Annotated in this window: 22 protein-coding genes; 9 read left to right on the top strand and 13 right to left on the bottom strand. The window is 37.9% G+C overall.

What is annotated here, in order from left to right; translation table 11 throughout:
* Positions 1–3 precede the first annotated feature (3 nt).
* From nrfD to phsA, 3 genes are read right to left on the bottom strand one after another with little or no spacing between them, the layout of a single operon-like run.
* Entirely contained in the window at positions 4–975 is a 972-nt protein-coding gene (gene nrfD, locus CDOM16190_RS08975) for an NrfD/PsrC family molybdoenzyme membrane anchor subunit (RefSeq protein WP_169973231.1), read from the bottom strand.
* Positions 968–1,534, bottom strand: a complete 567-nt coding sequence (locus CDOM16190_RS08970; RefSeq protein WP_169973229.1) for a 4Fe-4S dicluster domain-containing protein — start codon at positions 1,532–1,534, stop codon at positions 968–970. The genes nrfD and CDOM16190_RS08970 overlap by 8 nt, the downstream gene beginning before the upstream one ends.
* A 10-nt stretch (positions 1,535–1,544) precedes the next feature.
* Positions 1,545–3,845: a thiosulfate reductase PhsA gene (gene phsA, locus CDOM16190_RS08965; protein WP_170020267.1), complete on the bottom strand. Its 2,301-nt coding sequence runs from the start codon at positions 3,843–3,845 to the stop codon at positions 1,545–1,547.
* Positions 3,846–4,298: 453 nt separating this feature from the next.
* Between phsA and CDOM16190_RS08960 the strand changes: the two genes are divergently transcribed.
* Together CDOM16190_RS08960 and CDOM16190_RS08955 are read left to right on the top strand one after the other, a co-directional pair.
* The gene (locus tag CDOM16190_RS08960; protein ID WP_170020265.1) at positions 4,299–7,379 is read left to right on the top strand and encodes a cytochrome c biogenesis protein CcsA; all 3,081 of its coding nucleotides are present in this window, start codon (positions 4,299–4,301) and stop codon (positions 7,377–7,379) included.
* A 1-nt stretch (position 7,380) separates the two neighbouring features.
* Complete coding sequence (locus CDOM16190_RS08955; protein ID WP_211437439.1) at positions 7,381–7,818, top strand: fatty-acid--CoA ligase; 438 nt, start codon at positions 7,381–7,383, stop codon at positions 7,816–7,818.
* Between the two features lie 23 nt (positions 7,819–7,841).
* Here CDOM16190_RS08955 and CDOM16190_RS08950 read toward each other — a convergent pair whose 3' ends face one another.
* Genes CDOM16190_RS08950 through CDOM16190_RS08935 form a run of 4 tightly spaced genes read right to left on the bottom strand, consistent with a single transcriptional unit; the run spans position 7,842 to position 11,508 of the window.
* Entirely contained in the window at positions 7,842–8,327 is a 486-nt protein-coding gene (locus tag CDOM16190_RS08950; protein WP_170020263.1) for a phosphatidylglycerophosphatase A family protein, read from the bottom strand.
* Between the two features lie 13 nt (positions 8,328–8,340).
* Positions 8,341–9,522, bottom strand: coding sequence for a sulfate adenylyltransferase (locus tag CDOM16190_RS08945; RefSeq protein ID WP_249934155.1), 1,182 nt, complete (start codon positions 9,520–9,522; stop codon positions 8,341–8,343).
* Entirely contained in the window at positions 9,503–10,393 is an 891-nt protein-coding gene (locus CDOM16190_RS08940) for a response regulator (protein ID WP_170020259.1), read from the bottom strand. Before CDOM16190_RS08940 ends, CDOM16190_RS08945 begins: the two co-directional genes overlap by 20 nt.
* Complete coding sequence (locus CDOM16190_RS08935) at positions 10,390–11,508, bottom strand: bifunctional 2-C-methyl-D-erythritol 4-phosphate cytidylyltransferase/2-C-methyl-D-erythritol 2,4-cyclodiphosphate synthase (protein WP_249934154.1); 1,119 nt, start codon at positions 11,506–11,508, stop codon at positions 10,390–10,392. Before CDOM16190_RS08935 ends, CDOM16190_RS08940 begins: the two co-directional genes overlap by 4 nt.
* 105 nt (positions 11,509–11,613) lie before the next feature.
* On the opposite strand from CDOM16190_RS08935, the gene thiC reads away from it, so the two are divergent.
* The 3 genes from thiC to CDOM16190_RS08920 all read left to right on the top strand — a co-directional run bounded on the left by thiC (position 11,614) and on the right by CDOM16190_RS08920 (position 15,350).
* Entirely contained in the window at positions 11,614–12,948 is a 1,335-nt protein-coding gene (gene thiC, locus CDOM16190_RS08930) for a phosphomethylpyrimidine synthase ThiC (protein ID WP_170020257.1), read from the top strand.
* Positions 12,938–14,038 (top strand): Mrp/NBP35 family ATP-binding protein, encoded by a 1,101-nt coding sequence (locus CDOM16190_RS08925; protein ID WP_170020255.1) that lies wholly within the window; start codon positions 12,938–12,940, stop codon positions 14,036–14,038. The genes thiC and CDOM16190_RS08925 overlap by 11 nt, the downstream gene beginning before the upstream one ends.
* Positions 14,039–14,150: 112 nt before the next feature.
* Positions 14,151–15,350: a 2,3,4,5-tetrahydropyridine-2,6-carboxylate N-succinyltransferase gene (locus CDOM16190_RS08920; protein ID WP_170020253.1), complete on the top strand. Its 1,200-nt coding sequence runs from the start codon at positions 14,151–14,153 to the stop codon at positions 15,348–15,350.
* 41 nt (positions 15,351–15,391) lie between these two features.
* On the opposite strand, the gene CDOM16190_RS08915 is transcribed toward CDOM16190_RS08920, so the two are convergent.
* The 3 genes from CDOM16190_RS08915 to CDOM16190_RS08905 are packed head-to-tail and all read right to left on the bottom strand — an operon-like array spanning position 15,392 to position 18,084.
* Entirely contained in the window at positions 15,392–16,189 is a 798-nt protein-coding gene (locus tag CDOM16190_RS08915; protein WP_170020251.1) for an alpha/beta hydrolase, read from the bottom strand.
* Between the two features lies 1 nt (position 16,190).
* Positions 16,191–16,949: a DUF5131 family protein gene (locus CDOM16190_RS08910; RefSeq protein WP_349644390.1), complete on the bottom strand. Its 759-nt coding sequence runs from the start codon at positions 16,947–16,949 to the stop codon at positions 16,191–16,193.
* Between the two features lie 34 nt (positions 16,950–16,983).
* On the bottom strand, positions 16,984–18,084 hold the full coding sequence (locus tag CDOM16190_RS08905) for a GGDEF domain-containing protein (protein WP_170020247.1): 1,101 nt from the start codon (positions 18,082–18,084) through the stop codon (positions 16,984–16,986).
* A gap of 674 nt (positions 18,085–18,758) precedes the next feature.
* Here CDOM16190_RS08905 and CDOM16190_RS08900 point away from each other — a divergent pair.
* Positions 18,759–20,345 (top strand): ABC-F family ATP-binding cassette domain-containing protein, encoded by a 1,587-nt coding sequence (locus CDOM16190_RS08900; RefSeq protein WP_170020245.1) that lies wholly within the window; start codon positions 18,759–18,761, stop codon positions 20,343–20,345.
* 4 nt (positions 20,346–20,349) lie between these two features.
* Complete coding sequence (locus CDOM16190_RS08895) at positions 20,350–20,799, top strand: low molecular weight protein-tyrosine-phosphatase (RefSeq protein ID WP_170020243.1); 450 nt, start codon at positions 20,350–20,352, stop codon at positions 20,797–20,799.
* Positions 20,800–20,865: 66 nt separating this feature from the next.
* On the opposite strand, the gene msrB is transcribed toward CDOM16190_RS08895, so the two are convergent.
* From msrB to tupA, 3 genes are all read right to left on the bottom strand, one after another.
* On the bottom strand, positions 20,866–21,942 hold the full coding sequence (gene msrB / locus CDOM16190_RS08890) for a peptide-methionine (R)-S-oxide reductase MsrB (protein ID WP_170020241.1): 1,077 nt from the start codon (positions 21,940–21,942) through the stop codon (positions 20,866–20,868).
* Positions 21,943–22,007: 65 nt separating this feature from the next.
* Positions 22,008–22,628: an IMPACT family protein gene (locus CDOM16190_RS08885; RefSeq protein WP_170020239.1), complete on the bottom strand. Its 621-nt coding sequence runs from the start codon at positions 22,626–22,628 to the stop codon at positions 22,008–22,010.
* 107 nt (positions 22,629–22,735) lie between these two features.
* Positions 22,736–23,551: a tungstate ABC transporter substrate-binding protein TupA gene (tupA, locus tag CDOM16190_RS08880; RefSeq protein WP_170020237.1), complete on the bottom strand. Its 816-nt coding sequence runs from the start codon at positions 23,549–23,551 to the stop codon at positions 22,736–22,738.
* Between the two features lie 82 nt (positions 23,552–23,633).
* Here tupA and tupB point away from each other — a divergent pair, with 82 nt between their 5' ends.
* On the top strand, positions 23,634–24,326 hold the full coding sequence (tupB, locus tag CDOM16190_RS08875) for a tungstate ABC transporter permease TupB (protein WP_170020235.1): 693 nt from the start codon (positions 23,634–23,636) through the stop codon (positions 24,324–24,326).
* Positions 24,323–25,288 carry a tungstate ABC transporter ATP-binding protein TupC gene (tupC, locus tag CDOM16190_RS08870; protein ID WP_170020233.1) on the top strand — a complete coding sequence of 322 codons (966 nt, stop codon included), beginning with the start codon at positions 24,323–24,325 and terminating at the stop codon, positions 25,286–25,288. The genes tupB and tupC overlap by 4 nt, the downstream gene beginning before the upstream one ends.
* Positions 25,289–25,337: the final 49 nt, after the last annotated feature.

Genomic DNA, 25,337 nt, shown 5'->3' with positions numbered 1-25,337 from the left:
CTATCAAACTCCTGTAAATACCTGCCCTGCATATACTATATAGTATCTTAGTAAAATTACTCCAAAGATTACTACGATAGAGTTGGCTACGATATATCCTACTCTATAAGCGTGATTTTTAAGAGCGGTAGCTGCTATTAATATTGGAGTTGCAAGTCCAACGCCCACAACGCCTAGCCAGAAGATTATAGCATAATGTCCCGTTGTAAGAGCTTGTTTTGCAGCAACCGCACTTACGCCGCCCTCGAAATGTAGACCCAAGAAAAGTATCGCTATCAAAGGAACCTCAAACAATACAGCTCTAAGGTCTAAAACTAGCAAATATTTTACATTATCCTTATTTATTAGGTGCTTGAAGCATAGTAGCCCCACCAAAATATTTGCCGCAACGCCTGAGCTAAAGCCTGATGTCAAAAATAGAATCGGCAATATAGGCGTATTCCAAAGAGGAAGTTTTGTAATAGCACTTAACAAGAAGCCTGTATAAACTCCCACTCCGATAGCTAGTAAAAATAAAACAGTCTCTATAGTTTTAGCCAAAGGCGCAAATGAGCGAATAATTCTTGAAACTGGCCTTAAGATACTTAAAATAGAGTGTTTTTCTATCTCTTTTTCAAATATTATAATAGCGAACAAGAAAGCAAAAGGCGTATAAATCAAAAGCAAGGCAACACCTATTGACATAACAGACAAGAAGTTATATTTTAACAAAATCCAATAAAAGCTAAGAGGCTTACCAAGGTCAAACACAAGAAGAGCCAAGCCAACACAGATGGTAATAGGAGCAACTATAGCCCCCGCTTTAACCATCGCATCCCAAATAGTATCATTTTCTTGTTTGTGATAGTTCCATTTTACTAAAAGAGCAACCATCATAGATCCCGCAGAAAGACCCGCCAAAAATAGATAGACTGCAATCGGCCACGGCCAGTAAATTTCGTTATATTGAGCAACGCTTCCCCACATATTATTCATGGCTTCCTCCTTTGCGGTTAGCAATCATGGCTAGTTTAGGTTTTGTTTTAAGCTCTGCTTTTGGATAGTAGTGAGCTTTTTGTTGTAAAATTTTACTTACTTCGCTGTTTTTATCGTTTAGATCTCCAAATGCTAACGCATCTGTAGGACAAACGGTAACACATGCAGGTTGATCACCCTGCGATACTCTTGTATCAAAACAGAATGTACATTTATCAACCTCTCCTGTTTTTGGTTCTACATATCTAGCATCATAAGGACAAGCAAGTACACAGTATTTGCAAGATACACAGATGCTGTGATCCATCAATGTAAGTCCGTCTGCAGTCTTAAAGCTAGCTCCTGTAGGACATACGTCTACGCAAGGAGCATCTTCACACATTACACAGCTATTTCTTATAAAGTCTGTTTTTAAATTTGGGAATGTTCCACTCATCTTTGCATGAACTTGAAGTCTATACACTCCGTTTGGAACGCTGTTTTCACTTCTACAAGCTACAGAACAAGCTTGACATCCAATACAAAGATTTTCATTATGAACCATAGTATATCTTTTCATCTTCTCTTCCTTATGCTTTTACTATATCAACGCCAACGTTTGTAACCATCGTGGCGCATACTGGACCAGCCGCAGGGTCAAGCAATTTGCTTTGGTTTGTCCCTACTCCATCTATTCTTTCAAGACCTGCTGAAACGTGTCCAAATCCGTGATATAAGAATAAAGTATCCTCTCTAATACCTTCTGTTACAAATATAGTTGCTTTGTCTTTTGAGAACTTGTTTTGTAAAAATACCTTATCTCCGGTTTTTACTCCATGTTTTTTAGCTGTTTTTGGATGTATCCACACAGGAGAGTCGCTCATAAGATCATTTAGGAATGGAACGTTTTGAGTATGTCCATTTGTATGAATAGGAGTTTTGCCTGTCATGATAGATAGTTCGTGTCCACCGTAAACGTCCATATCTCTAATGTTATTTTCCATACTTCCTAAGCAACCATAAGCAGGGAATTGTGCTTCAACTTTCTCACTAAATAGCTCAATTTTTCCACTATCTGTTTTAAATTTAATTTGAGAATCCATAAGACCATTTTCACCTACGAATTTCTCTGCATGAGGGAATTTCTTAACAAAATTTTTAACGCTGTCTTTTTCTCTAAATAAAATTCCAGGAACCTTCCAAGTCACATATCCATCTTTTGCAAGCTGGGCTAGCAGCTCGGCATTTCCTTTAACTTGTTGCATTCTCCACTCATCCATTGTATTATTGGCATATTTTTCATCAATTTTCATGCGTCTTGCAAGCTCTCTAAAGATATCGTAACCGTTCTTTGTATCACCAACCGGATCAATTACCTTATTTCTTATCATATATGCAGGTTTTTGACTTGATTTATCTTCGATCCCCTCATCTCTTTCAAGATAGGTGCTCTCTGGTAAAATAACGTCTGCATAGATAGAAAAGTCGTTCATATAAACGTCAGAGCTTACGATGAAGTCAAGCTTTTTAAGGCTCTCTATAGTCTTATCAGTTCCTGCAACGTTTATCATATGGTTAAATCTGATATTGAACCAACCTTTTATAGGATAAGGTTTCTCACTCATAATTGCATCAGGAATTTCCATTAAAACACCGTGACTTCTGCCTACGAATTTATTTCTTCCGTCTTCCCCAGCAGCATCAAGTCTTGGAGTTTTTGGAACTTTTATGGCCGCATCAGGATTTGTTATAGCAGGTATTAGCTCTTCGCCTACTAAAGAGTTATATTTTTTCGCGTTTTTACCACCAAATAATCCGCCCTTTTTCTCCCAGTTACCCATCATCGCATTTGCTACCATGATGGCTCTTGTTCTTATGTATTCAGCTTTAGCAGTGGTTGTTTTATGTCCAAAGTCAATGATTACTTTTGGAGCTGCTTTCCAAATTTCACCTGCGATTCTCTCAACTGTTTTAGCAGGAATTCCTGTGATCTTTTCTTGCCACTCTGGAGTTGTGTCTTTGGTGCTTTCCACAACCTTGTCAAAGCCGATTGTAAATTTCTCAATAAACTCTTTATCATAGGTTCCGTTTTTAATCCATGTATGAATAAGTGCTAATACAAACGCTAGATCGGTTCCCGGTTTTACAGGTAGCCACTCGTCAGCCTTAGCGGCTATAACGCTAAATCTTGGCTCAAGAACTAAAAGTTTAGTATCATCTCTCTCAGCCATTTTAGCAACTTTTTTAGTGTCTGATATAACGATACCTTCAAAGAGGTTGTGACCGAAATTTACGATATATTTTGCATTTCCAAAGTCTCTTTTTAATCTTCCGTCGCCATACATATGCTCACATACCATTCTGTATGTTATCGGACAACAGGATAGGTGAGAAAAGCAGTTTGGAGATCCATAAGCGCTCGCAAAAGTCGTCATTAGTTTATGAGTTTGACTTGATTTTGCAGTGAATACAAAGCTCTCAGGTCCATATTTTTCTTTAATCTCAAGCATCTTTTTAGCCACTAGATCAAGTGCCTCATCCCAGCTAGCTTCGCGCCACTTATTTTCACCGCGCTCGCCTACTCTAATAAGAGGCTTAACAAGTCTTTGAGGATCATATAGTTGGCTGTGTCCAGCACCACCTCTTGCACAAACAGAAGTAGCTGTTCCGCTTACCTTGCCATTTCCTTGAATAAAAATATTTTTTCCATCAACCACTCTAGCCTCTATAGGACAGCGGGTAGAGCACATCTCGCAAAAGCTATAAACGGCCTTATCGCTAGCTTGTAAAGCTTTAGCTCCGACAGCGCCAAGCGTACCAGGAGCATATGTCATAGCCATTATTCCGGTCGCAGTAGAAGCTTTCAAGAAATTTCGTCTTGAACTGTTCATGTTTCCTCCTTATTAAGTTTAAGCAGAATAATAAAAGTCCTACGTAAATTATACGTAAATTAGTAATATCATCTTTTAATGATAATTGATAACTATTATCTTATACAAAGCTCGATATATTAGTAATCTTGACAAAAGTAGTATAAATTTTATATATAAGAAGTAATAAATATTATATTTATAATTATAAATAAATAAAAGATTTGCTATACTTTTTGACTGAATTGCTCTATTTGAATTATTTTTTATATTTTGAGCCAAGAAATAATAACAAATATTATAAATTAGTAAAATAAGAATATTTTAAACTAAAACAAATAACTTTAAAGTATCCTTTTGCTAGATATTTATTATACTAACGATTATTCCAGTAATTAGAAATTTATTATATAGTAACAAATATTTAAAAAAATATTGCTATAATTTTGCGCAGCTAAAATTAAAAGGATTCTAATGAGAGGCATTAAATCTCTGTTTTTAAGTATGACGTCGGCTATAGTTTTGTTACTAATATTCGCTATTGCAAGCGGTATTGCCACTATAGTAGAAACCGTTTATGATACAAAAAGCGCCTGGGCTTTAATATACGGGGCTACATGGTTTGCGCTTATTCAGTTGCTTTTGGGTATAAATTTGGCATACAATATTTATAAATATAAACTTATGGATATGAAAAAACTGCCTGTTTTTATATTTCATCTAAGCTTTTTATTTATGCTGCTTGGCTCTGCTATGACTAGATATCTAGGATTTGAAGCAAATATGCATATTAGAGAAAACACAACTCAAGATAGGATGTATGAGATGGGTTCAAGGCTTGAGATGAAGACTCAAAAAGATGGAAAAGAGTATAAAGTTTCCATTCCCAAGCAGATAAATGCCGTAACCCCTCATGAATTTAACATAGATCTGGATGTAGGCGGACAAAAAGCCAATCTAAAATATAAAGCATTCTATAAAAATGCAGAATTTGAATACTATGCGGCCAATAGCGGAGATCCTCTTATAGAGATTGTGGTATCTGATAGTCAAAACCGTGAAGATGTAGGGCTCAAACCGGGAGATGTCAGAGAGCTTGGCGGGGTAAGCTTTGCCTTTAATGCCGATCCTACACTGGAAAGATTTGTTAAATTCGAGTATAAAGATGGCAATTTTACAATGACTTCAAATCATAATGTAGGCTACTTCATAATGGCAACTGACGAAAAAGGAGAATATGAGGCTAAAAAACCTACAGAATTTCTTCCTATGCAATTATATACCATAGGAGATATAAATTTCGCTCCTAAAAATATCCTTAAAAAGGCTCAAAGAAGACTTGTAAGTAAAGGCGGACAATTTGACGCTTTAGTTGCCGATTTAAGCTTTAATGGAGAGAGTAAAGAGATTATACTTTATGAAAATTACATTATGCCTGTAGTCCAAACTATAGGAGGTCAAGAATTTAGAGCATCTTGGGGGGCTAGAGAGATAATTCTTCCATTTTCTCTACATCTTAAAGATTTTGAGCTCAAGAGATATCCGGGCTCAAATTCGCCTATGAGCTACGCAAGTGAAGTTATAGTAAAAGATCCTCAGGCTGGAGATTATGATTATAGGATTTATATGAACCACGTTCTTGATCATGCAGGATATAGATTCTTTCAAAGCTCTTATGATAAAGATGAGCGTGGCACAATCTTATCTGTAAACAAAGACCCTGGTAAAATTCCAACCTATATAGGCTATTTCTTGCTTGGTCTTGGACTATTTTTTAACGTAGTAAATCCACATAGCAGATTTAGAAAATTGGCAAAATATATAAATGAAGATGCAATCAAAAATACAGCTAAAGCATGTATTCTGGCTTTCGCATGTATTTTTGTAGCTCCAAAAGCAAATGCTATGAATGTTGCTATTAAAATAGAAGAAAACCACGCAAAAGAATTATCAACCGTAGTGGTTCAGAGTGCCGATGGGCGTATGAAGCCTTTTGATACTGTAGCAAGAGAAATTTTAAATAAAGTCTACAAAAAAGACATAATAAACGAAGCAAACGCAAACCAAATTGCACTATCTATGATGATAGATGCTCCTTACTGGAGAGAGATGCCTATAATAGCGGTTCACAATAAAGAACTAAAAAAGATAATAGGAATAGACGAAAACGCAAAATATGCCAAATTTAATGATTTTTTCGAATATGACCGCAATACCACAAGAAGCTCTTATAAACTAACCAAATACGCAGAATCTGCAAGCCGTAAACGTCCTGCAGAGCGTGGAACCTTTGATAAAGACGTGCAAAAAGTAGATGAGCGCTTAAACATCCTTTATATGGTATTTGTAGGCGAAATTTTTACAATGTTTCCAAAAATAGACGATCCTAACCATACGTGGTATGCTCCTGCAAGTGCTATGATGTATTTTCCTAAAGAGGAGCGCGAGCCTATTAGCAGAATACTACAAGAATACTTCTCGGGAGTAAGCGATGCATTAAATAGTGGAAATTGGAGCGTTCCAAATAGGGTTTTAGCAGAGATTAAAACCTATCAAGAGGAGCACGGCAAGGCTGTAATGCCAAGCAAAGAGCGTATAGATATGGAAATTTTATTTAACAAATATAAGATTTTTCAATCATTAATACCTATATATCTATTTGCAGGATTTGGACTATTATGTTTTGTATTTATTAAAATGGCTAAACCAAGATTAAATATAAATTGGATGTTTAAAATCGTATATTCTGTAAACATCTTAGCGTTTTTAGCCCACACCGCAGGACTTGCATTGCGTTGGTACATCTCAGGACACGCACCTTGGAGTAATGCTTATGAATCTATGATATATATAGCTTGGGCTCTTGGCCTCTCTGGTATAGTATTTTCAAATAGAAGTCCTATTTCAATGGCTCTTACTTCAATACTCGCAGGCATAACTCTTTTTGTAGCACATCTTAGCTGGATGGATCCGCAGATCACAACGCTGGTTCCTGTTCTTCAGTCGTATTGGCTTACAATCCACGTTTCAGTTATCACTGCCAGCTATGGTTTCTTAGGGCTTTGTTCTCTTCTTGGTATGTTCGTACTTGTGCTATTTATTCTACAAGGCAAAAAAGAACATAAAGAGATGTCAAGAAATATCCTAGAAGCTACTCGAATTAATGAAATGGCTATGATTTTAGGACTTAGCCTTCTTACTCTTGGTAACTTCTTGGGCGGCGTTTGGGCGAATGAGAGCTGGGGAAGATATTGGGGCTGGGACTCCAAAGAAACTTGGGCCTTGGTTTCTATACTAATATATGCCGCAGTATTACATATAAGATTTATTCCGAAGCTAAATAACCAATATGCATTTGCGGTTACATCTATGTTTGCTTACTGGTCTATTATCATGACATATTTTGGCGTAAACTTCTACTTAAGCGGTATGCACTCATATGCCGCAGGAGATCCGGTGCCTGTGCCTGACTTCGTATGGATGAGTGTAGTGGTAATGGTTGTAGTATCAATTCTGGCATATTTTAGAAGACCTGAAAAAATGGCAAAGCTATAGAATGAGTGAAAAATCTCTATTTATTGCAATAATTTTGGTAGCAGTATTAGTCTTTGTAGGCGTTCTGCTACTACTCTTTAAATCCAAAAACAAAAATCAAGAACCACAAAAAAAGAATACAAAATCCCCAAAAGCCGATGAAGATGTCACCTTTAATCAGCTTTTAGGGATCATATCTAATCCAAAGTCAACCAAAAACGAACTATTTAGCGCCCTTAAAATTTTCACAGATCAATTTAGTATACCACCTAAAAATAATGGCCAATTACCAGATCTTGCAAAAAGTTATCTTAAATTCATACTTATAATGGCAAGCCATAAGAATGCCGATGCTAAACTAATAGCGTTCATGAGCAACGAGATTAAAAAGAAAAATCCAGAATATGCAAGAGAGATTGAAATATATGAAGAAGAGGGAAGATTAAGGCGAAAAAGGTAATATCCATCTTCACCTTTTTAAATCTATCCAATAGAAATCAGCCAATCTGTTCCTATTTCAAGCTTAATCAAAGCTCCATAGCACATAGCACTTAAAAGGCCTGCGAAAAAGCCCGCTAGCATATCATCACCCATCACTCCAAGCCCGCCTCTCACATCTCTATCGACTCTGCCGATAATAGAAGGCTTAACAATATCAAAAATCCTAAAAAACAGAACAGATAATATAAAGCTAAGCCATGAAGCAGAGCTCATTGAAATTGCAAGCCAAACACCAGCAACCTCATCTATGACTATGCTTTTATCATCGTGTACACCGGTTTTTGCCTCGTAGTCGTTTATTACGTTTATACTTGCTGCAAAAATCAAAATAGAAGCAAGAAAAAGCGTCTGATCGGATAAAAATATAAGTATAAGATAGGCAAATACTGCGGCTAGCAGACTAGCTACAGTTCCCGGAGCCTTCGGACTAAGTCCGGTATAAAAAAAAGTCAAAAAAACTTTTTGCATAATTTTCCTTTTACTAAGTAAGTGACATAGTCTGATACAGCTGCATCAGCTCTTCATAAAATTCGCGCTCTGTGTGTTTCTCCAAAAGCCCGTTACTAGGAAATAAATCGTCATATAATTTTTGAAGATTTTTGAATCGATTCGGAAAGAGCTCACTCAAAATCATTGAAGATATATCGCGTCTCATCAAGATCGCAGGAGGCAAAATTCCCTCATTTAAAAGAGATTTTAAGGTGCTCGCATGATATTTTATATGGTGATGCTGACCGTGCGGGCAAGTTTTAGTGCTTACTATTGTTCTGCACTCATTGCAATATACAAGCTCTGGCAAAATTACTATCTCAAGTTTTAAAATTTCCTTATATCGCTCAAGTACGGTATGAACCACGTTATGATCATAAAACATCCCTATTCCGGCGTGGTTTTGCCCTACTACAAGCTTATCTGCGCCAAGGCTATTTGCGGCGATACACTCAAGTGTCGGATTCATATGCGCGCTAAATAGATTTGAGTTTTCAAAAGGTACTATTACAAGACGATTTCTAGGCAGATAGTTTTGAGCAAAATACTCCATTACCCGCCTTTTAAGATCAAATTTAAGCTGCCAATCGCTACTATAGCTTTTAAGCAAAAACAGTAGCACTAAATCGGCCTTATCTATAGTCATCCTAATAAGCCTCTCATGAGCCCTATTAAACGGTTCCGCAGTCAGCATTATCGCTGTAATTTTTTGTGCGTTTGACTCCTCTTGTATCCTCTTTATCTGCTTTTTTACATCACTAAAAGTAGAGCTATAAATCTCAACCTCACCGCTAATAGCGAGTTCACCACTTTGATTGACTTCATTTTGAATCATCTCATTTGCATGAAATATATTATTTATCCTATTTTTTTGATCGAATTTAAATATGGTATCAACAATAATATGTCCTACAATTTTATTATCTTTTATAAGCTCGATCTTATCGCCACTATTTGCGCCTCTTAAACACTCCTGATTTCGCTTTCCAAATGGTGCGAATATAAAACTGTAAGGCATCGGTTCGTTGTTTAAAAATCCTGTCTCATAGACCTCATTAGCCTCTTTTTCGTTCATCAAGCGGTTAAATTTGCTAAAAATTTGGTTTCGTATAAGCTCAAGCGCGCCATATGCCTCATGGTTTATTAAAATCGTATTATTTTTTCTTGACGACATCATATCTCTTTCTCTTTTCCCAAAGCGATTTTCGTGAAATTCCAAGTTTTTTGCTAAGCTCGGTGTCAGGATAGTTCTCTTGATAATTAATGATAATATGTTTTATATAATCGTCAATTGTGAGAATTTCGTCTATCTGGAAATTTTTCTCGTCTGTCGTAATGTTTAAAATTTCAAAATTTGCAGTCTCGTTCGGATTTGTCGAGCTAATGATGAGCTTTCGCTTCATTGCAAGATTATAAATTTTGTTTTTATCTTCGCTTCTTAACATTTGAAAATTTGAAAAATACAAAAGCGATCTTGGGTTATCTTTGGCTATCGTTTCAAAATCAATATTTTGATCAAGCGGGATAAATTTAAAGGATAAATTTAGAGCCTTTGCATATTCGAATACGAAATTATCGGCATTTATTATCTTATTACATTTTATAAGCATGGGCAATTTAAATCTCCTAAAATCAAAATTTAGGTTAGAAACCGCCTTGAAGTGGTAGTTTAGATAGTCTTGATATGTCCTTATAAAGCTTTGAAGTCTCTTAAACTCTTCAAAATGCCTAATCTTTCGCACAAGCTCTTCTATCATAAACGGCTTTTGGATATAGTCGCTTACGCCCGCTTTTATCGGGTTTGAAACCGTATCATTGCTGATATAAGTGATGAGCAAAATAATGATAGAGTTTTTAAATTTATGAATGATTTTGTAAAAATCCTCGCCCGGCAATGTCGCAGAAAGCAGCACAACATCGAAGTATTCATCCTTAAGACCCTCTTTAACCGTCCTTGCTATCTCGCACTCATAGCCCAGATCTCCAAGCTTGGTTGCCATGCTCTGAGCTAAGTAAATTTCATTTTCTACTATTAAAACTCTCATATCTGTGTCCAATCATAATATCTAAGACTTGCCGTTACGCTTGCGGCTATGCCCTCGCCGCGCCCGACAAATCCCAATTTCTCCGTAGTTGTAGCCTTTACGTTTATCCTGCTTGCGCTTATATTTAGCGCCTCTGCGATATTTTGAGCCATTTTAAGCTTAAAAGCACTAAGTTTTGGAGCTTGTGCCATGATAGTTATGTCGGCATTTACAAGCTCAAATCCGACACTTTGAACAAGCCTATAAGCCTGCTTTAAAAGCTCTATCGAATCAGCCCCTTTGTATTTATCGTCGGTATCTGGAAATAGCTCGCCTATATCGCCTAAAGATGCGGCTCCCAAAATAGCGTCTATCAAAGCGTGAGTTGCTACATCGCCGTCTGAATGAGCCTTGAACTTAAATTTATGCGGAACTTTCTCTCCGCAAATTGTTACGAAATTTCCCTCTTCAAAGGCATGCACATCAAAGCCGTTGCCAAAATAAATCTCGTTTTTTGGCGCTTTTAGGCAAGGAATTTTGGCTAAATCATCTTTAAAAGTGATCTTTCTAGCACTCTCTTCGCCTAGCACATACCAAATTTTAGCTCCTGCAGCTCTCATGGCAGAGCTATCATCTGTGTAAATTTGATCGCCCTCTATAGCCTTTTTAAGCAGTGCTGTGCGCGAAAGTTGAGGAGTTTGCACGAGTTTAACTCTGTCTCTATCGATAATGTCATCTTCAAAATAAACAGTATCTGCGACCTTAAGCACAGGCACGACGCAGTCGGCGTTGTTTAGCCCTTCAATTATCTTTGAAAGCAAATTTGCACTTATACAGGGGCGAGCGATGTCACTAACTAACACAAATTCGCTACTAACTTCGCTAAGAGCGTTTCGCAAACTCTCCTGACGTGTAACCCCACCACGCACAAAGCGATAATGTGGCGCAAATTTACTCATGTAAGCTTCTTCGTTACTGGCTATGATTATCTCTTTAAACGGATAATGCGAGCTTAAATTTTTAGTCGCAAAGAGCCAGAGCGGTTCGTCTCCTATGCGCAACCACTGCTTTTTTACCGGCATTTCAAACCTGGTTGAATTCCCGGCTCCAAGCATCACAAGGGATATATCAAACAATTTTTATCCTTTTTATAAAAAGTGTTACGATATTATACACTCAAAAAGCTTTTTTTTATCTTTTTTTGAGTAGTATTATTTCTATTTTATTTAGGAGTATCCCTGATGAGAAAAGATTGGATAAAAGAGCGTTTGAACGACAAAACACCGACACAGATGTATTATGCTAAACGCGGGATAATAACAAAAGAGATGGAGTACGTAGCCAAAGTCGAAAATTTAAGCGCCGAGCTAGTGTGTAAAGAAGTAGCAAAAGGAAGCATGATCATACCTGCTAACATAAACCACACAAACTTAATCCCGATGGCAATAGGAATAGAATCCAAAACAAAAGTAAACGCCAACATCGGCAACTCAAGCCTAGCAAGCAATATCGATGGCGAGATAGAAAAGCTTGAAATTTGCCTAAAATACGGCGCAGATACCGTTATGGATCTCTCGACAGGAGGAGACCTTGACGCCATAAGAAGAGCTATCATAGCTAAATCAACTGTGCCTGTAGGAACCGTGCCTATGTATCAGATCATCCACGATGTGGGTAAAATCGAAAATTTAGACATTGACACCATGCTAAAAGTGATAGAAAAGCAAGCCCAGCAAGGCGTGAGTTACTTTACGATACATGCTGGATTTTTGCTTAAATTTATGCCATTGATCGCAAAACGCAAAATGGGTATCGTAAGCCGCGGCGGAAGCCTTATGGCAAGCTGGATGATGCACTATCACAGAGAAAATCCATTCTACGAAGCGTTTGATGAAATTTGTGATATCTGCGCCAAATACGACGTAGCACTCTCGCTTGGAGATAGCCTGCGCCCAGGATGCTTATATGACGCTACCGATGAAGCGCAACTAAGCGAGCTAAAAGTGCTTGGCGAGCTAACGCTTAGAGCATGGGAGAAAAACGTGCAGGTCATGGTTGAAGGTCCTGGTCATATACCTTTAAACGAAATTGAGTATAATATGAAAATAGAACAGGAGCTTTGTCACAATGCGCCGTTTTACGTGCTTGGACCGCTAGTTACCGATATCGGTGCGGGGTATGATCACATCACATCGGCTATCGGCGGGACACTTGCAGCGTATCACGGAGCTAGTATGCTATGCTACGTAACGCCTAAAGAGCATTTAGGCTTGCCAAACGCGGCAGACGTAAGAGACGGCATCATCGCTCATAAGATCGCAGCACACGCAGCAGACGTGGCTCGCGGACGAAAAGGCGCGATAGAGCGCGACCATGCGATGAGCGACGCTAGGTATAACTTTGACTGGAACAAACAGTTTGAACTGGCACTTGACCCTGATAAAGCGCACGAGCTACACGATGAGAGCTTGCCACAAGATGTCTTTAAAGAGGCTGAGTTTTGTTCTATGTGCGGGCCAAAATTTTGCGCCTATAAAATTTCAAGAAATATTATAAAGGAGACAGATGTTAAGTAAAGAACAAGTTATCGAGAGATTAAAAGGGGTTATTTATCCCGGATTTGACAAGGATATCGTGAGTTTTGGATTTGTCAAAAACGTAGAAATCGGAGATAAAATTTTAGTCGAAGTTGAGATCGTAAGCTCAAATCCGGACATAGCAAAAGAGCTAAAAGTCGACATCGCAAGAGTTCTTGGCTCAAATGAAGCGGTTATCAGGATAATTCAGCCAAAAATTCCCGAGGAAAAAAGCAACTCTCAAAGCGGTAAAAACATAGCTCCGCAAGTTAAAAATTTCGTCATGGTAAGCTCAGGAAAAGGCGGAGTAGGCAAATCGACAACTACTTTAAATTTAGCTATATCCATGGCAAAACTCGGCAAAAAAGTGGGAATTTTGGACGCTGACATATACGGACCAAATATCCCGAGAATGCTTGGAGAGGTAAATACTCAGCCTCAAGTTATAGGCAACAAGCTTCGTCCGATACTTAGCCACGGAGTTGAGATGATGAGCATGGGCGTGCTTATGGAGGAAGGAACGAGCCTTATATGGAGAGGGTCCATGATAATGAAAGCTATCGAGCAGCTTTTAAAAGATGTTATATGGAGCGAGCTTGATGTGCTATTTTTGGATATGCCTCCGGGAACGGGCGATGCGCAGCTGACACTTGCTCAAAGCGTACCGGTAACTGCCGGAATTTGCGTAACGACACCTCAAGTTGTCGCACTTGATGATAGCAAAAGAGCACTTGATATGTTTGAAAAACTTCATATCCCAATAGCAGGCGTGATAGAAAACATGAGCGGATTTATCTGTCCTGAAAGCGGTAAGGAGTATGATATATTTGGTAAAGGCACGACTGAAGAGATGGCAAAAGCGTATAAAACTGAGGTTTTAGCCGAAGTGCCGATCGAGCCTGCCGTGCGCGTAGGTGGCGATAGCGGAAAACCGATAAGCTTTTATGAACCAAATTCCATAACCGCAAAACGCTACGAAAAAGCCGCCGCTCGCCTTTGGGAGATAATAGAAAATATCAATAACGGTGGTGGAGCCGATAACTCATCGATCCAGCCCGTAATGGACGGCAAATCAGCCTGCAGTAAATAATAACTAATTTAAATCCCCTGTTTTTGGGGATTTAACCGACTAACACAACTTCAAATTTCATCTTAAACAATATTTCGTTAAACTTCACAAAATAAATTTACAAGGAGTAAAAATGTCAAAAGAGTTTAAAACAGCCGATGAATTTAAAGAATTTTGCGAGAAATTTAAAGCTAAAAAGGGCTATAAAGACCCAGTTGCATTTGCCATCGCTAGAGTAGATAGAGGGCAGCTTAACAGAGATAAAATCCTGCAAGCAAGCTACGCGGTAGTAAATTATAAAGAGAGCTTTTTGTCAGCCGCTGCGTTTATATGGGCGCTTGAAAAGTGCGGAGTGGAGGTTGATTTCACGGATAGCGAATTTGTAGCCGAATTTACTCCAAAAGTAGCCAAAAAAGCAAGCAAACTCTTTAGCGTCTTTGAAAACGAGCTTGAAAAACACAAAAACGTGCAAGTTTTACACATGATAAAGCATGCTTTTGAAGAGGATTTGGAAAACAACGAGGATAAATTTAAGATCGTATTTATGTTTGAAGATGCCAAGCCAAAGAGCGTTGAAATCGTATATCTGAAGCTTTATCTACTCTCTTTAAACAAAGCTCCGCTTAGAAGCCTGGTGCTTGACGGAGCGTTTGGTGTGCTACCAAACGTAGCATGGACAAGTCGAAATATCCCGATCGAGCTTGAGTGGCTTCGCAAAAACGAAATTTGGCTAAAGATGAGCGGCGGATATCCTGCGATAGTAAGCGTAGATAAGTTCCCGCGCTTCTTAAGCCACATCATACCAAGCGACAATACAAGAATCCTTGATAGCGCAAAGGTTCGCCTAGGTGCGTCCATACATCCGGGCACTACGGTAATGCCCGGCGCTGCGTATGTGAATTTTAACGCAGGCACGACGGGTTCTGTTATGATAGAAGGTCGCGTAAGTAGCTCGGTAGTAGTCGGCGAAGGAAGCGACGTGGGCGGAGGAGCTAGTATCCTTGGCGTGCTAAGTGGCACAAACGGCAATCCCGTAAGCATCGGCAAAAACTGCTTGCTTGGCGCAAATTCCGTTACGGGAATACCGCTTGGCGATAAGTGCATAGTCGATGCAGGAATCGCGATACTAGAAGGTACAAAGGTCTTTATAAACGAAGTCGAGCGAACAAAACTAAACGAGATAAATCCAAATTTCAAATTTGATCGCGAAATTTACAAGGGTCTTGAGCTTGCAAACCTAGACGGACTTCACTTCCGCCAAAACAGCCAAACAGGCCAGATCACGGCAAGCGCAAGCAAGCGCGCGATAAAACTAAACGAAGCGCTTCATTAAAATTTGTTTTTAAGCCCGCTTAAAACAAGGCGGGCTTAAGATTACTTGCTTAAAATTCCTTCCAAAATTCGCTCAAATTCCACATTGTGAAGTATATCGTTATGCCCCGCATCAATCTCATAAAATTTATCCGTAGGCTTTAAAATTTTAGATAGTTTATGAGAATTTAAAACTTCTATAAGATCGTCAAATTTGCCGTGGATTATCGATATGTTCGTATTTTTTACCTCTTTTAAGAACGAAACTGTCGGAATTTTGTATTTAACTATAAATTTTGGCACAAAAAACACTTTTGAGCTTGCCAGCTCGTCAAATTTAAAATAAGGCGCAACCAAAACAAGCTCGCGTACGTCAAATTTACTCGCGATATTTGCCGCAAGTCCGCTTCCAAGGGAGTATCCGACCAGCCTTATCTTGCCTATATCAAAATCCTCAAGAACTCGCTTCATCATCTCGTAGCTATCATTATAAAGCTCGTTTTGATTTGAAATTTCGCCGCTACTTTTGCCATAGCCCCTATAGTCAAAAACATAAAAATCATAGCCTAAATCGGTATAAAATTTACCAAAACCGCCCCAGCCTTTTAGCGAGCCTGCATTGCCGTGAAAAAACAAAACCGCTCCCTTTGGATCGTGTGCATAAAAATGAAGCCCGTTTAGCACAGCACCATCTACGCTTAAATTTATCTCTTCAAATTTAGCATTAAATTCGAATTTAAACTTCTCATCAAGCCTGCTTGGTACGAACAAAAGCCGCTCCTGAAAAAAGTAAAGAAGCGCTAAAACAAGCAGATAAACTCCAAAAAACAGAGCCAAAAACCTAAATAAAACAGCACTCATCTTAATCCTTAAAACATATCTTGTAGTTTGCCTTTTGCTCGCTTAAAATCTCCTCTAAATTCGCTGCAAGATCGGTCCAGTAAGAGTTGTCGCCAAAAAGATAAATTTGCTTATAAAGGCTTAAAAGATGTGGGAAATTTCGCCCTATAAAGGCTAAAATTTTATCTTTAAAAGCAGGATATAAATTTAGCCTATCAAACATGATCTCATCAGCTAGATCGCTGTAGTCCTGCGCAAATTTAATTGCGGGCGTGATATCAGGAAAAATAGGAGCTACAAATAAAAACGTCTTAATGCCCTGCTCTTTTAGCGTCTTTAACGCATCTAAACGCTCGCTAATCCTGCTTGCTCTTGGCTCAAAAATGGCTCGTAAATTCTCATCAAGCGTAGAAAGACTAAGTCCTACTCTTAAATTTGGCATAGTTTTAAAAAGATCGATATCTCGCAAGACTAGCTTTGACTTGGTTAGAATTTGCAAATTCACGTTTGAGCCGCTAAGAATTTTTAAAATTTTACGAGTGTTTTTAAATTTGGCTTCAAATGGATTATAGCAATCCGTAACCGAACTCATAAAAATTCGCTCGCCTTTATAACTGCTTAGAAATTTTGCCAGAGACTTTTCATCAAACTCCTTAACATCTACAAATTCGCCCCAAGCTTCAGCGTGTCCGCTCATCTTTTGCATAAATTCGGCATAACAATAAATGCAAGTGTGCGGGCAACCCACATAAGGATTAATAGTGAAGTTAAAGCCTGAAATTTTAGAAGAAGAGATAATGTTTTTTGTTTGAATTTTAGATATTTGCAGTGTTTGCTTCTTGTTTCAACATGCTCATGTCAACAGTCTCTCCTATTACGCAGTTCTTGCCACTTCTTTTGCCCATATAAAGTAGCTTATCGGCTTTTTGAATAGCCAGTATTATATCAATTTGTTGAGTCATTCTTGCATAAACAAATCCAAAAGTTATAGAAGTTCTGGTTTCAATTAAATCAAACTTAAATTTGTATCTGTGTATTTTTTCCCTTAAACGATTTAGAACAAATTCCGAGTTTTTAAAATCTGTATTCAAAAGAGCGATCAAAAACTCCTCGCCTCCCCATCTACAGGCATAATCATCTTTTCTAATATTGGATTTTATAATATTTGAAACTATTTTTAATACTTCATCCCCGGCCATATGACCAAAGTCGTCGTTAATTCTTTTAAAATCGTCCAAATCGCCAACTACTATACTCGAACCGCTATCACAATTTATTATTTTTTCACACACTGTATTTTCAAAACCACGCCTATTGTAAAGTCCCGTTAAAGGATCTTTATTTGCAGCTATCTGTAGCCGTTCTTGCTTTTCAAGAATATCTATATAAGCCATTGCATTAAGAATTTTTAATAATTTTGATAAAAATATTAAAGAAATGATAATTAAAGCAAAGTTAAATATATACATAGCTTCTGATTCAAAATTTTGAATTATAATTTGATCTTTAAAATATATATATAAAAATAAATAAGCAGTCGCCTGAGTAATAGTAATAATATGACTTAAAAACTTATTACTAAAATTTATAAAAAACGCTATGGACACAAGTGCAAGTGTGATATTTTGGAATCCATAACTCCAACCAAGACTCAAAGTACATATAAAAGAGTGCAAAAATATTTCTATTTGTGTAATAGTGAGAGTTAATTTTACATTTTGATATTTTTTTATAATATATATAGCGTATACATACAAACTAATGCTAACAATATTCATACACGCAAGGTCTATTTTGTCTATAAACAAAAATATAAACAAATATAAAGCATGAGCTACTATAAGTCCTACTAGAGCGATATAAAAACTTTGATTAATATCCGAATTATTTAACAGCCTATCTAAATTAATACTCATTCTTCCAATCTTATATTTGATTTTGCCGTATATCAAAAAATATATTGAACATTCATTATATAAATATTATTGCCACAAAAACTAGACTAGAGAACTTACTATTTGCATTAATTTTTTAACTCCATTTCCGTATAGCACATAAGCACACAACCTAAAACTATAAAACAACAATTATTTTATAAAAAACAATAATTCAACAATATATTTGTAGGATTTATCTCTATAGTAGCAAATAAAGAAATATTTATAAATAATACTATAAAAAATGTCTATTATCTATAAATATAACTTTTGACCGCTATAAAAATCCCAAGAACAGTATGTATTATAAAAAGTTAGAAATATAGCAAATTTGCAAGACTTAATTTTATATAAAAATTACACTACATCTTGCTAAAATTTATTTATACACTTTTTAATATTATAAAAATAAATGACAAAATTATACTTTATTTATATTGTCTATACTTTTTTACAACACATGAATTTTGAGGATTATAGCATAAAATATTATAATTATGTCCATACAATAATGTAACTTTATATCTATGTGTTACAAAATTTCATTATGTTACAAATTTACAAAAAAATAATTTGTAAAGTTAATTGTTGGTTTATAGCAATTTTAAACGACTTTTTGGCAAAATCCATAAAATTTAAATACAAGGAAGATAATGGTTGAGATTAAAAATTTAGTTATGAGATTTAATGCACAACTTCTATTTGAAGATGTAAATTTAAAGCTAAATCGCCAAAATAGATACGGACTCATCGGCGCAAACGGTGCGGGTAAATCAACGTTCTTAAAAATTTTATCAGGCGAGCTTGAAGCAAATTCGGGCGACATCATCATAGAAAACGGGCTTAGAGTGGGCACGCTCGGGCAAGATCAGTTCGCATTTGAAAATTTCACTATTAAAGACGCCGTTTTATACGGCAACAAACGCCTTTATGATGCGGTTAAAGAGAAAGAAAAGCTTTACATGAGTGAGGAATTTACCGACGAGATAAACGAGCGCTTAGGCGTTTTGGAGATGATAACGGCCGAAGAAGATCCAAGCTACGAGTATGAAACAAGGATAGAAAAAATCCTAAGCTCGCTTGGGTTTAGCGACTTTGATAAGCTTATGAGTGAAGTTGAAAATTCGGACAAATTTAAGGTACTTTTAGCTCAAGTGCTCTTTCCAAAGCCTGATATTTTATTTTTAGACGAGCCGACCAACAACCTTGATATCGAAAGTATCAAGTGGCTTGAAAACGAGCTAAACCGCCATGAAGGTACGATGGTTGTAATCAGCCACGACCGCCACTTTATCAACGCTGTCTGCACGCATATCTTGGATGTGGATTTTAAGAAAATTCGCGAATTTACAGGCAACTACGACGACTGGTATATCGCCTCAACTCTCGTTGCAAAGCAGCATGAGATGGAGCGCGATAAGAAGCTTAAAGAAAAAGAAGAGCTTGAGAAATTTATCGCCAGATTTAGCGCAAATGCAAGTAAAGCTCGCCAAGCTACAAGCCGTCAAAAACAACTAAGCAAACTTGATATCGAAGAGATCAAAGTCTCAAGCAGACGCGATCCGAGCATACTTTTTAGAACTAAGCGTGACATAGGAAATGAAATTTTAGAAGTTCGCAACATAAGCAAGAAATTTGACAAAACACTTTTTGAAAATTTTAGCTTTAAGCTCGAAAAGAACGACAAAGTAGCCATCATCGGTGCAAACGGTGTAGGCAAAAGCACTCTAGCCAAAATCATCATAGGAGAGGTTAAGCCCGATAGTGGCGATATCCACATAGGTGCAACCATCGAGCCAAGCTACTTCGCACAAGATACGACAAATAAAATTTCAGGCGAACTTAAGCTATACGAGTGGCTACAAGATGAGAAAAACAAAGACCTAGATGAGATCAGAAAGTGCCTTGGTAGAATGCTCTTTAGCGGTGCCGAGCAAGAAAAATCAGTAAGCTCGTTAAGCGGAGGCGAAAAACACCGCCTAATGCTTAGTAAGATCATGCTTGACCGCGGAAATTTGCTGATCTTAGATGAACCAAACAACCACCTTGACCTTGAGGCTATCATCGCTCTTGGTGAGGCGCTTTATAAATTTAACGGCAACGTAATCTGTATAAGCCACGACAGGGAGCTCATTGATGCGTTTGCAAACCGCATTATCCACCTTAAAGGAGATGGCGAGATAGTGGATTTTAAAGGCACATTTGAAGAGTATATGCAGCAGCTTGAGGCCGGAGTTTAAGTGCATGATAAAGGTTTTATTCGTATGCCACGGAAACATCTGCAGAAGCACGATGGCGGAGTCTTTATTTACGCATATAGTTACGCAGCATGGTTTAGCAAGCAAATTTGAAATAGCTTCGGCAGGGACAAGCAGTGAAGAGATAGGCAATCCAGTTCATCACGGCACGCAAGCACAGCTAAATCAAAACGGCGTAGCAGTCGTTGCTCATAGAGCTGTGCAGATGAAAAAGAGCGATATAGACTACTACGACCACATAATCGCAATGGACACGGCAAATATAAAAAATATCGAGCGTATCGCAGGGTATAAAAGCGAAAAAGTTGCAAAGCTACTTTCGTTTGCAGGCTCTAGCGATGATGTCGCCGATCCTTGGTATACGGGCGATTTTGAAACCACATTTAAAGATATCAAGATAGGACTTGAGGGATTTTTATCTACTTTAAAATTTTAGGCTAAATTGCTTGGTTTTAGCCTAAAATTCATGCACCGCCTAAAGCTAGACGATGCATGAAATTATCTATTTTGCAGCCTTAGCTTGCTCGTTAAGATACGGTATCAAGTAGCCATAGCCCTCTTTTTCCATATCCTCTTTTGGGATAAATTTAAGTGCAGCGCCGTTGATGCAGTATCTTAGACCACCCTTATCTCTTGGACCGTCGTCAAAAACATGCCCAAGGTGCGAATCAGAAAGACTGGTGCGCACTTCAACCCTTCGCATGCCGTAGCTATTATCAGCCACTTCGCCAAGCAAAGAGCCGTCTATCGGCTTGGTAAAGCTTGGCCAACCCGAGCCTGAATTGAATTTATCATAAGATGAAAAAAGCGGCTGTCCGTTAGTTATATCTACAAATATCCCTTCCCTTTTTTCATCATTTAGTTCGCTCGTAAAAGGTCTTTCAGTAGCCGAGTTTTTAACTACGTCGTAAGACAGATCGCTAAGCTCGCTTTTAAGCTGTGCATCGTTCTTATTTTGATAACTTTTTAGCTTATCCATATCCATTTTCGCTTCTTTCTTTTTACTGCTTAGCACCGCGTCTTTTGGAGGTAAGCTCTCAAATGTCACGTGGCAGTATCCGTTTGGATTTTTAGTTAGGTAGTCTTGATGATACTCCTCTGCTTTGCTGATGTTTTGTAGCGGCATAACCTCGACAACTATAGGTTTGTTATACTCTTTTTGCTTTTCTTTTATAAAAGCTAAAATTTCAGCCTCGTCCTTTGGATCGGTAAAGTAAATTCCCGTTCTGTACTGAGTTCCGCGATCATTTCCCTGCTTATTTAAGCTAGTCGGATCAATCGTATAGAAAAAATACTTAAGCAAATGCGGCAAATCGATAACATACTCATCATACTCGACATATACGGCTTCGGCTGCATTTGTGTTGCCGTAGCTTACTTGCTGATAGCTTGGATTTGGCACTTTTGAATTCGCGTAAGCGACATACGTATCTTTGACTCCGGGAAGCTGCTTAAGATAAGCCTCCGTCCCCCAGAAGCACCCTCCTGCTAAAACTATAGTTTTATTCCCCATTTCGGCTCCTTTTGCCCATGTTGATACGGCTGCGACAAGCAGAGCCGCAACGATTTTTTTAATCATTTTCTCTCCTCATTTCTAATTTTATTTTGAAATGATATATTAGATTTGTAAAGCTAGTGTTAAATTTATATAACAATTTTATTTGCAAAGAGCGGCAAGGCTAGAAATTTAAACTCTTCAATCTCAAAAACATTTGCAAATTCATAAAATTTACTCATCTCTTCTTCGTTAAATTTAGCCGTCCATATCGCACCGCTACTGTTAAATTCGCGCTTGAATTCGTTTAAATTTTGAGAGCTAAAAAAATGCTCAAAACGTGACATCAAAGCAAAAGGAGTATAAAATTTACACTCGTCTTTAAACTCAAATTTTTTAAGCTCCGCTTCATTTATCGCTAAATTTACGGCCGAGCTATAAGCTCTTACAAGCCCGCCCGTGCCAAGCTTGATCCCGCCAAAATAGCGCACTATAAATACACCTACATTTATCAAATTCGCTCCTCGCAATGCGTTTAAGCTCGGAGCTCCGCTTGTGCCTTTTGGCTCGCCGTCATCGCTTTGATTTTCTACGATTTGACCATATTTATTTAGCTCGCGGTAAGCCCAGACTATATGCACTGCTTTTGGATGCCCGGTTTTAAGTCGCTCATGGACTGATTTAAACTCGCTAAGCGGCACAAGATAGCTTAAAAATGTAGATTTTTTGATCTCGCTTTTAGCGGTGTAAATTTCAGATATAGTCTGCATAACGAATAAATTTCCTAAAATTTTTTAGTTGATTTTAGCAAATTTGTAAAATTTAAAGAAGTTAAAAAGGGTAAAGAGAGCGGAAAATCCGCTCAAATTTTGCAAAATTATTTACGAGTAGCTGCGTCAGGAGTAAATAAAGGCTTGTTCATAAGCTTAAAGTCGGCTATGAATTTTTGCCCTTTCTCACTTGTTATCCACTCGATAAATTTATTTGCGTTTTCTACGTCGGTTTTCGCGCAGTGTTTAGGATTTACGGCGATTACAGAGTAGAAATTTTTAAGATCGTCATCGCCCTCATTTACGATTACAAGAGCCGGATCGTTTTTCATGTTCGCTTCGTATTTGATATATGTGCCGCGATCGGTAAATGTAACGCCTTTTTGCTCGGCAGCCGCATTTATCGTAGCTAGCATGCCTTGACCCGTTTGAGCGTACCAAGCGTCTTTTTCAGGAATTTCGCCTGCAACTTTTTTCCAAATTCCTTTTTCTTTATTATCGGTGCCTGATTTATCGCCGCGTGAGAAAAATTTAATGCCCTCAGCCTTAATCATCTCAAAAGAGCCTTTTATGTCTTTACCCTGGAATTTAGGCGCGATTGATTTATCGGCGATTAAAACGAAGTCGTTATACATAACAGCCTTGCGCTCAACGCCAAAGCCTTTTTCAACGAATTCTTTTTCAACCTTTGGCGAATGCACGAAAAGTATGTCGGCATCGCAGTTCTCGCCAAGCTTTAGTGCGGCTCCCGTACCTACGGCAGTCCATTTTAGATCCACTCCCGTTTCAGCCTTATAAACAGGATAGATAGCATCTAGCAAGCCGGTATTATCGGTACTTGTCGTAGTAGCCATCACAAGATCGCTATCAGCGGCAAAAACAGTGCAAGCCACAACAAGTGAGCTTAGGATTAACTTTTTCATTTTTCTTCCTTTAAAATTTTAATAAAGATGTGCTATCATAGCAGATTTTAAATAAATTTAAATCAAATTCGGGAAATTAATTTTGGATTACATCTTAGAAGGGATAATATCCGCCTTCGGCTTGCTTTTAAACGGCGATGCAGAGACTTATTCGGCGATTAAGGCGACACTTTATACATCAAGCATATCGATCATGCTTGCTATCATCTGCGGATTTCCGATCGGCTTTGTTTTGGGATTTTACAACTTCTTCGGAAAGAAATTTCTAAGACTTCTAAGCGATACGGCTCTAGCAGTGCCGACTGTTGCTATCGGACTTATACTTTATGCTTTTATCTCAAGACACGGCCCATTTGGAGAATTTGGACTTTTATTTACGCTAAAAGCCGTCATGCTGGGGCAGTTTGTGCTAGCTATGCCTATTGTTGTTTCGCTAACGGCAAGCGTTATAGAAAATATGGAGCGCAAACACTATCTTACGCTAATGAGCTATCGTTTGAGCAAATTTAAGCTCATTCTAGCCGTTCTTTACGAGCTTAGATACTCGCTTCTTGTAGTATTTGCAACCGCTTACGGCAGGATCGTGGCCGAAGTGGGCGTTGCGATGATGATAGGTGGAAACATCAAGTGGTTTACCCGCACTATAACCACGGCGATATCGCTTGAAACAAACAAGGGCGAATTTTCTATGGGCATAGCGCTTGCTTTAGTGCTGATTTTTATCGCATTTGCCGTAAATTTAACCACTCACCAGCTAAAAAGACTTGACAAATGATAAAGCTTAAAGACGTGCTCGTAAAATACGAAAACAACATCGTGCTCGATATAAAAAATTTAGAGCTTCAAACAAGAGGTATAACCGCACTTATGGGCAACAACGGAAGCGGTAAAAGCACGCTTATAAGAGTTGTGTCCTTTCTTCAAAAGCCAAATTCGGGCTATGTGGAAATTTGGAAAGAGAGTAAGCCTAGCCTAGATACTCTGCGTAAAATTTCAGTGCTTTTTCCCGAACCCATGCTTCTTAAAAGAGGTGTGAGGCAAAATTTCGAGTTTGCGTTAAAAAGTAGAAATTTGCAGAGCGAATTTAGCCAAAGAGTTGGCGAAGCGCTTGAGCTTGTCGGGCTTGATAAGAGCTTTTTAGATAAGAAAAATTATGAGTTAAGCTCGGGTCAAACTCAGCGCATAGCATTTGCGCTTGTGCTTGCTTTGCGCTCAAGGCTAAATTTGCTTGACGAGCCGACAAATAGCGTAGATCTAGCCACTTCAAAGCTGTTTGGCAAAGCCGTAAAATATCAGCACGAACAGTATAAAAGCGGCTTTATAATCGCTAGCCACGATGAAAAATGGCTAAGCGCAATCGCGCAAGATAGCGTGTTTTTGCACAGAGGCAAGGTAAGCGAATTTGAGATAAAAAACATATTTGAAAATCAAAACGGCTTTTTAAATTTTGGCTCCGAAGTTAAATTTGCATTGCCGCAAGTTCTAAAAAACGCAAACAAAATCGCAATCAATCCAAACAAGATAATATTAAGCAAAGAGCCTTTTATCGGTAGTTTTAGCGGACTTTTGCACTCCGTTTCCATTATCTACGGCACATCTCTTTTGGTTAAAGTCAAAATTGGAGATTTCCTTATAAAAGCGGTCGTTAGTAGCCAAAATTTTATAGGAAATAAACTAACAACAGGCGAAAATGTATATTTTGGCTTTAGCGATGAGGCATTTTTGGATATAGAATAAATTAAAAATTTATAAATTTCTTGATATGATAATGATTTTTAAATCAAAA

The organism is Campylobacter sp. RM16190, assembly GCF_012978835.1.
In the GTDB taxonomy this organism is placed as follows: Bacteria; Campylobacterota; Campylobacteria; order Campylobacterales; family Campylobacteraceae; genus Campylobacter_A.
Note: the sequence above shows the minus strand (reverse complement) of the source record. Positions and strands in the feature narration are given on the sequence as shown.

Excerpts from the sequence above, each read along its gene's own strand:
- tupA (WP_170020237.1), bottom strand. The coding sequence starts at position 23,551 with ATGAAAAAGTTAATCCTAAGCTCACTTGTTGTGGCTTGCACTGTTTTT.
- CDOM16190_RS08885 (WP_170020239.1), bottom strand. The coding sequence starts at position 22,628 with ATGCAGACTATATCTGAAATTTACACCGCTAAAAGCGAGATCAAAAAA.
- CDOM16190_RS08960 (WP_170020265.1), top strand. The coding sequence starts at position 4,299 with ATGAGAGGCATTAAATCTCTGTTTTTAAGTATGACGTCGGCTATAGTT.
- CDOM16190_RS08895 (WP_170020243.1), top strand. The coding sequence starts at position 20,350 with ATGATAAAGGTTTTATTCGTATGCCACGGAAACATCTGCAGAAGCACG.
- CDOM16190_RS08945 (WP_249934155.1), bottom strand. The coding sequence starts at position 9,522 with ATGTCGTCAAGAAAAAATAATACGATTTTAATAAACCATGAGGCATAT.
- msrB (WP_170020241.1), bottom strand. The coding sequence starts at position 21,942 with ATGATTAAAAAAATCGTTGCGGCTCTGCTTGTCGCAGCCGTATCAACA.
- CDOM16190_RS08900 (WP_170020245.1), top strand. The coding sequence starts at position 18,759 with ATGGTTGAGATTAAAAATTTAGTTATGAGATTTAATGCACAACTTCTA.
- CDOM16190_RS08955 (WP_211437439.1), top strand. The coding sequence starts at position 7,381 with ATGAGTGAAAAATCTCTATTTATTGCAATAATTTTGGTAGCAGTATTA.
- CDOM16190_RS08970 (WP_169973229.1), bottom strand. The coding sequence starts at position 1,534 with ATGAAAAGATATACTATGGTTCATAATGAAAATCTTTGTATTGGATGT.
- CDOM16190_RS08940 (WP_170020259.1), bottom strand. The coding sequence starts at position 10,393 with ATGAGAGTTTTAATAGTAGAAAATGAAATTTACTTAGCTCAGAGCATG.
- thiC (WP_170020257.1), top strand. The coding sequence starts at position 11,614 with ATGAGAAAAGATTGGATAAAAGAGCGTTTGAACGACAAAACACCGACA.
- CDOM16190_RS08925 (WP_170020255.1), top strand. The coding sequence starts at position 12,938 with ATGTTAAGTAAAGAACAAGTTATCGAGAGATTAAAAGGGGTTATTTAT.
- CDOM16190_RS08915 (WP_170020251.1), bottom strand. The coding sequence starts at position 16,189 with ATGAGTGCTGTTTTATTTAGGTTTTTGGCTCTGTTTTTTGGAGTTTAT.
- CDOM16190_RS08920 (WP_170020253.1), top strand. The coding sequence starts at position 14,151 with ATGTCAAAAGAGTTTAAAACAGCCGATGAATTTAAAGAATTTTGCGAG.
- CDOM16190_RS08950 (WP_170020263.1), bottom strand. The coding sequence starts at position 8,327 with ATGCAAAAAGTTTTTTTGACTTTTTTTTATACCGGACTTAGTCCGAAG.
- tupC (WP_170020233.1), top strand. The coding sequence starts at position 24,323 with ATGATAAAGCTTAAAGACGTGCTCGTAAAATACGAAAACAACATCGTG.
- CDOM16190_RS08905 (WP_170020247.1), bottom strand. The coding sequence starts at position 18,084 with ATGAGTATTAATTTAGATAGGCTGTTAAATAATTCGGATATTAATCAA.
- phsA (WP_170020267.1), bottom strand. The coding sequence starts at position 3,845 with ATGAACAGTTCAAGACGAAATTTCTTGAAAGCTTCTACTGCGACCGGA.
- nrfD (WP_169973231.1), bottom strand. The coding sequence starts at position 975 with ATGAATAATATGTGGGGAAGCGTTGCTCAATATAACGAAATTTACTGG.